Origin of the sequence: Desulfosporosinus sp. I2, assembly GCF_000960765.1 — a bacterium.
Lineage (GTDB): Bacteria > Bacillota > Desulfitobacteriia > Desulfitobacteriales > Desulfitobacteriaceae > Desulfosporosinus.
The window spans coordinates 1-6,601 of record NZ_JYNH01000197.1; the positions used below are offsets into that span (position 1 = coordinate 1).

Sequence of the window (6,601 nt, forward strand, 5' to 3'; positions counted from 1 at the left end):
CCAATTGTGGAGTAACAATTATTAGTCATAAAAAGCATGTAATAACCCATAATTGACAAAAATTATATATAAAAATTGCTTTTGTTTGATTGATACAATTGTTATTTATAATTTCGCTTGAAATCCATACAATTATTATGCATAATAGTTGTATGGAGGTGAATTTCGTGGCAAAACACAGAAGAAAATGGAATGAAGTAGTATTCCAACGCTATTTGCAAGAAAAACGTGGGCAAGGAGTTGGTGAACGCTATACCCCTTGGATTCTCGTTCAGGATTTTCCCTCCAACGGAATGGTGTCCCGTATTCAAGGCGCAAAAACAGGAAGGACGCATCACCTTTTATCCAATCACGAAATGAACCTGTTTTTTCTATTGGATTGGTCAGATGAAGTTTTGGATATTCGTGAACAGTACCCGTTGCTGGATTTGCAGCAAGTAATTGAGATAGCAGAAATGGCGCAGATCAGGTATCCCTATGATCCGGTAAGTGGATTCCCGTATGTGATGACCAGCGATTTTTATATTGAAACCACAAGAGGCCCTATGGTTATCGCAGTGAAAACAACTGCGGATTTAGATAATCCAAGAGTGCGGGAAAAACTTGAAATTGAAAGGCGCTACTGGAGCAAAAAGAATGTCAGGTGGAGAATCATAACCGAACGGGAAATCAATCAGACCAAGGCCAGAAATATTGAATGGCTGGCACAGGCAAAGGATTTAGGACTGTTTGGACTTAGTAGTGAATTACAGAAAGCGTGCATGGCCTTTTTCATGAGGAACTACTCTTTTCATTCAGATTCGCTTTGGGAGTTACTTTTGGATATAGAGATGCGGTTTGAGCTTTCAGACGGCATGGGACTGAACATTTACAAGCATCTCGTCTACTGGAAAAGAATTGAGTTTGATGCTGCAAAACCAATAGATTTCTCCGTATTCAGGAGTAATCTCAGCAGTCTTACGGCGTGAGGGAACAGTGATGGAGATTTGTGTCAACAAAATGATAACTGATGTGGAAACTGGAGTACAATATCTTGTGTTATGGGTTGCCTCCGGAAACGAATATGGTTATTGGTATGACTTAAACAGCCGTTCCCGTAAACCAATCCGGTTTGGAATGAGAGCTGTCGTTGAGGGTGAGAACCACAATCTATATGAAGTGTCCCCCTTCTCGACGCCGACTCTGGGGACTGCGGATGATGCCTTTACCGAAAAGGAACGCATCCATAGAGATCGTGTGTGGAACATGATACAGAGTGCGGTAGAAAATGAACCTGACATCTATGATGGCAGAAAACGTTCTTCTATCTTAAAAAAAGTTGCAGAAGAAAACGACATTAAACCAAACAATCTCTATGCGCTTCTTGACCGGTATTGGAGATCCGGCAAGACAAAAAATGCCTTCATACCTGATTTTGCTAAACGGGGTGGTAAAGGAAAATCCCGCAAAACAGGAGAAAAGAAAATTGGGCGACCCTCATTGAATACCGGAACCATGGGGAAAGTGATTACTGACAGCGACCGGAAGAATTTCGCCGCAGCAATTAAAAAGTATTATCTAAATCAGAAAAAGATTAGTTTGAAAGCCACCTACGAAAGACTATTGCAAGATTTTTATACCGTACAATCGGAGGAAAACCCGGAAAAATTGAAGCTCTTCGCTCCGCAGGAAGTGCCTTCTTTCCGGCAATTTCAGTATTGGTACAGCAAAAGCCGGGATGTTGTCAACGAACAAAAGAAACGCAGCGGTGAACGAGCGTTTGAACTCAACAGCAGGCGTGTGCTGGGGAAATCGGACTTTGGCCTTATGGGGCCGGGTGCGCAATTCCAGATTGACGCAACCGTGGGAGATGTATATTTGGTATCGCAGTTTGACCGTTCCAATCTGATTGGACGCCCGGTCATCTACTTTGTGATTGATGCCTTCAGCCGAATGGTAACAGGCATGAGCGTAGGACTTGAAGGTCCGAGTTGGGCTGGCGCCATGATGGCGATTGCGAACATGGCGGCAGACAAAGTGACCTATTGCAAACAGTACGGCATTGAAATTAAAGAATCGGAATGGCCCTGTCACCATATCCCGTCTGCCCTTCTTGGCGACAGAGGGGAAATGGAAAGCAAAAACGCAGACAATCTGGTCAATATGCTTGGGATACGGATTGTGAACGCTCCGCCGTACCGTGCCGATTTGAAGGGCATTATTGAACAGCATTTTCACACAATCAATACGAACAGTGTGGCCCTTCTTCCGGGAAGCGTTAAGCCGGACATGAGCAAGCGCGGCGGTCATGATTACCGGCTGGACGCGGCACTTGATATCCGGCAGTTTACGCAAATTATTATTAAATGTGTGCTGTATTACAACAACCATCACTATATGGAGTATTTTGAGAAAAGCGAAGCGATGATGCAGGATCAGGTAAAAGCCATTCCCATTCAGTTATGGCATTGGGGAATCCGGCATTGTTCGGGCGCATTGCGCTCTTATCCCGAAGAACTGGTGCGGCTGGCCGTAATGCCTACGGCAAAAGCGACCGTTACAGGAAAAGGGATTCGCTTCAAAGGCGTATTTTACAGCTCTGACAGGGCAATCCGGGAGTCATGGTTTGAAAAAGCCCGTTCGGGAAAATCGTGGCAGGTTGCCATTTCCTATGACCCGCGGGACATGACCAATATCTATATCTGGAATCAGGACGACAAGTCTTATGATGTATGCTCCTTGCTGGACTGGAACGGCAAGAATGCCGGAAAATGCCTAGATGAAATTGTTTATGAGCAGCGTAAGGAAAAGCTTTTGAGCCAGCAGCTTAAAGTTAGTGAAACCGAAGCGAAGGTCAACCTGAATGCAGAGATTGATTCGATTGTATCACAGGCAAAGAATATGGGAAAAGGACTTCCCTCAAAAAGCAAGAAGGAGCGCATATCGCAGATTAAAGAAAACCGCAGGCAGGAACGGGAATCCATGCGTATGACAGAAAGTTCTGTCATGATGGATACCGGGAATCCGGCAGAAGATCCGCAAGCCCATCACCAGGCGGCTGCAGAGGAAGAAATGTCTCCGACTTTGCGCATGATTAAGCGAAAGTTGGAGGAACGTTTGAGAGATGAATGAACATGAAGCAGTTTACAGAGAACAAATTGTTTCGGACTACCAAGGGAACCCTTTGATTGAAGCCTTACCGCCGATTCTGAGCAGTGATGAACTGGTGGACGCCCTTTCGTACAATGAGGGGCAGCATGACGGAGAGCGCGAACTGGATTCACAATACCGACTGCATTGTGTTCAAAGATTATTCCGCTATTTCCAGCCGCTGGAACAGCATGTGGACATTGAAGGGCGGTTTTCCCGGTGTATCCGTCAAAGCTATCTGCACCGCAATCCGCTGGCGGCAAATTATGCGGCTGCATTGGCACAAGGCCACAAAGCAATCCGGTCAGGCCGATTTGAACACTTAGGAGCCTTTCGTCCTACCGCTGCCGGTTTTACGATTATTGGTCTTTCCGGTGTCGGAAAAACCTCTGCTGTTTCAAATATCCTTGCGATGTACCCGCAGGTTATCTCCCATTCGCAGTACCGGGAAACCCCTCTTATGCTAAAACAAGTGGTTTGGCTCAAACTGGACTGCCCCCATGATGGTTCAGTTAAAGGCTTGTGTATGGAATTTTTTGAGGCCCTTGACCGGGCTTTGGGAACCGACTACTTTGAAGTCAACAGCAAACGCGGCAGCATTATTGATGTATTAATGATTCGTATGGCACAGGCGGCACGGCTCCATTGTCTTGGTGTTCTGGTAATTGATGAAATCCAGCACCTTAGTATGGCAAAGGGCGGCGGACAGGAAAAGATGCTGAACTTCTTTGTGACATTGGTCAACACTATTGGCGTTCCGGTTGTGTTGATCGGTACAAGCAGAGCCATGGCGGTATTGCAGAGCGAGTTTCGCCAGGCCCGGCGTGGCAGCGGTCAGGGTGACCTTATATGGGACCGCATGAAAAATGATGCGTCGTGGGATATTTTTGTTTCCTCCATGTGGTGCAACCAATGGACCCGCAGTATTGTTCCGCTGACCGACGACTTCAAAAACGCACTATACCAAGAAAGTCAGGGCATTATTGATATTGCCGTAAAGCTCTACGCTATGATCCAGATTCGGGCGATTGCACTCGGAAAAGAAACCTTCGCGCCGCCTGATTTTCGTATTGTCGCCGCCGAACGTCTTGGCCTTGTCAAGCCCATGCTGGACGCCCTGCGCTCCGGCGACAAAAAAAAGATTGATATGTACGGTGATATAGCGCCGATCAGTATGGAGGATTACTATTCGGCTTATTCTACTGTGCTTAAACACAATCAAGAGATTCCGAAAAAAAGAAATGAAACATCCCTTTCAGAAAAGGCAGTATTAAAGTTGCTGGAGTTGGGCGTAGAGCCACCGAAAGCGAAGTATCTTGCCGGAAAGGTATTGGCGGAACACATGGAATTGCGGGATGTAGCCGATGTGGTGCGCCTTGCCTACCGGATTTTCCTGTCAGCTCCTGACACCAATACCGGAGACGGACATGTACAAGGGGATTTAAGAGATTCTTCCGGATATGCCGAGATACAGGCAAAGGGTGTCATTGAGACCGAAGAATGGTAGGCGGATTTTTCCCTACCCCTTACCCGGACGAATGCTATTACAGCATTTTATGCAGATATTTTGTCCGCAGCGGCAGTGCAGGCTACAAACCCACCGTTAAAAAACTTTTCGGGAATATGCAATGTCTTTCGACTGCGATATTCTTCCCGATGCGGTTAGACTGTGTTGAGCGGTGGATACCCAAAGGAACAGCAATTACCAGAAAAACAATCGCCATGAACCACACCATGTATCCGTACCTGTCGATGATCTGTTCTGAAAAATTCCGCAAAGATATGGCACAGGTTCTAAATGGCAGAAACTCTCAAAAGAATTTTGAGCGCACGGGAACACGACGGAGCTATAGACTTTGGCCGGAGTATTTAAGATATTGCCCACGTTGTGTTTGTGAGGACAAAAACTTATATGGAGAACCGTATTGGCACAGAGCACACCAGCTTCCCGGCATGGTATATTGCATAAAACATCGTGTCAGGCTCATGGATTCCGATGTGCTTGCACGCGCTACCAATATGACCTTCTATGCGGCCTCAGATCAAAGGCTTTCCGAACACGATGACAATAGTATTCGTGATGGTTACGACCAATACAAAGAACTGTTTTTGCGAATTGGGCAAGAAAGCGAATGGCTGCTCCATCATGGCATGGACATTGACTGGCAGTTTAATTTTCGTGAGAAGTACATGCGTTTACTTCGTGAAAAAGATGCTGCTACGGTGCAGGGGGTGCCTGACTATGACCTGATTTCGTACCATTTCAACAGGTATTGGGGAGAAGAATTTCTTGAAATTCTGTACACCGCTCTGAATGAAGCAGGGGATTGTGTACAAGAGCTTCGGGAAGCACGGCTGAGGACTTTTCGTCCTATTCACCATATTCTGATGATGTGTTTTTTGAAAGGTTCCGTAAAAGAATTTGTAGAGTGCAAAGTATCTGAAAATCCATTTGGCGACGGACCATGGCCATGTCAGAATCCTATCTGTATGCATTATGGTACGAATACATGCCAAAACTCTGATCTCCGATACGTAAATGGTGTTGCGATAGGTTTCTTTCATTGTGAACAATGCGGGATGATATACAAACAAATACGTCGCAAAGGAAAAACCGGACAGCTTTTGATTGTGGAGTACGGGCATATCTGGAAGACCGAATTGCTGCGGCTTCTTGGCACCGAAAAAATGACTGTAAAAGAAGCTGCAAAAATTTTAAAATGCTCACCCAGCGCTATACGATGGCAGAAGAAAAAGATAGGACTCACAAAAAAACGAACGTATGTGAGAAGACCGCCCCCGTACAGTCCTGATGTCGGTCCTGAAAATTATTACAAAGAACAGGTACTAAAGTTCTGCAAGGAGTATGGTGAAGTGATGCCGACGGTATTGCGCCGACATGCACCCGGAGCATATTCTTATTTATGTAAACACGATTATGTATGGCTGCGGGAACACATGGTGTATAAAAAAGACTTAGCTGAATATCGTAAGCAAGATTACGAAATACTCAAAAAAGTGCAATCTGCCTATGAACAAATACGGAAAGGGGGCGATACTGATAAACGCATTACAAGAGGATATATTGCGAAAATTGCAGGACTTGGCAAAAACACATTAGTTGCTGGTGCTCTGAAAAAGCCCCGGACCAAGATTTTTATTGACAGTGTTATTGAAAGCAAGGAAGACTGGCTTCGCAGGAGAATTACTATGATTTGGGAGAAACAAAATGGCGTGCCCATATCTCTTGCAGACATAAAACGTGAAATGTCACTGCATCCAAACACCTTTGTTGAGTACAAAGATTTTTTGAAGGAGTTGATGGATGAACTAAATGACAAAACTGAATAGCTCTTATGGCAACACTTTAGCCGTCCAATTTTGGGCGGCTTTTTGCTATCCAAGCATAATTAATATGCGTAACAATTGTATTTTTAGCGAAAGGAGTATGTGTAACAATTGTGTCAACACA

General features: G+C 45.2%; 4 protein-coding genes. All 4 read left to right on the top strand.

Annotated features, from left to right (window positions below):
• The first annotated feature begins 167 nt into the window (after positions 1-167).
• The 4 genes from UF75_RS23985 to UF75_RS24000 are packed head-to-tail and all read left to right on the top strand — an operon-like array spanning position 168 to position 6,480.
• Complete coding sequence (locus UF75_RS23985; protein ID WP_052693596.1) at positions 168-968, top strand: heteromeric transposase endonuclease subunit TnsA; 801 nt, start codon at positions 168-170, stop codon at positions 966-968.
• 10 nt (positions 969-978) lie between these two features.
• Positions 979-3,111 carry a Mu transposase C-terminal domain-containing protein gene (locus UF75_RS23990; RefSeq protein ID WP_045577039.1) on the top strand — a complete coding sequence of 711 codons (2,133 nt, stop codon included), beginning with the start codon at positions 979-981 and terminating at the stop codon, positions 3,109-3,111.
• The gene (locus UF75_RS23995; protein WP_045577040.1) at positions 3,104-4,636 is read left to right on the top strand and encodes an ATP-binding protein; all 1,533 of its coding nucleotides are present in this window, start codon (positions 3,104-3,106) and stop codon (positions 4,634-4,636) included. Before UF75_RS23990 ends, UF75_RS23995 begins: the two co-directional genes overlap by 8 nt.
• Positions 4,630-6,480, top strand: coding sequence for a TnsD family Tn7-like transposition protein (locus tag UF75_RS24000; RefSeq protein ID WP_045577041.1), 1,851 nt, complete (start codon positions 4,630-4,632; stop codon positions 6,478-6,480). Before UF75_RS23995 ends, UF75_RS24000 begins: the two co-directional genes overlap by 7 nt.
• The last annotated feature ends 121 nt before the right edge of the window (positions 6,481-6,601 follow it).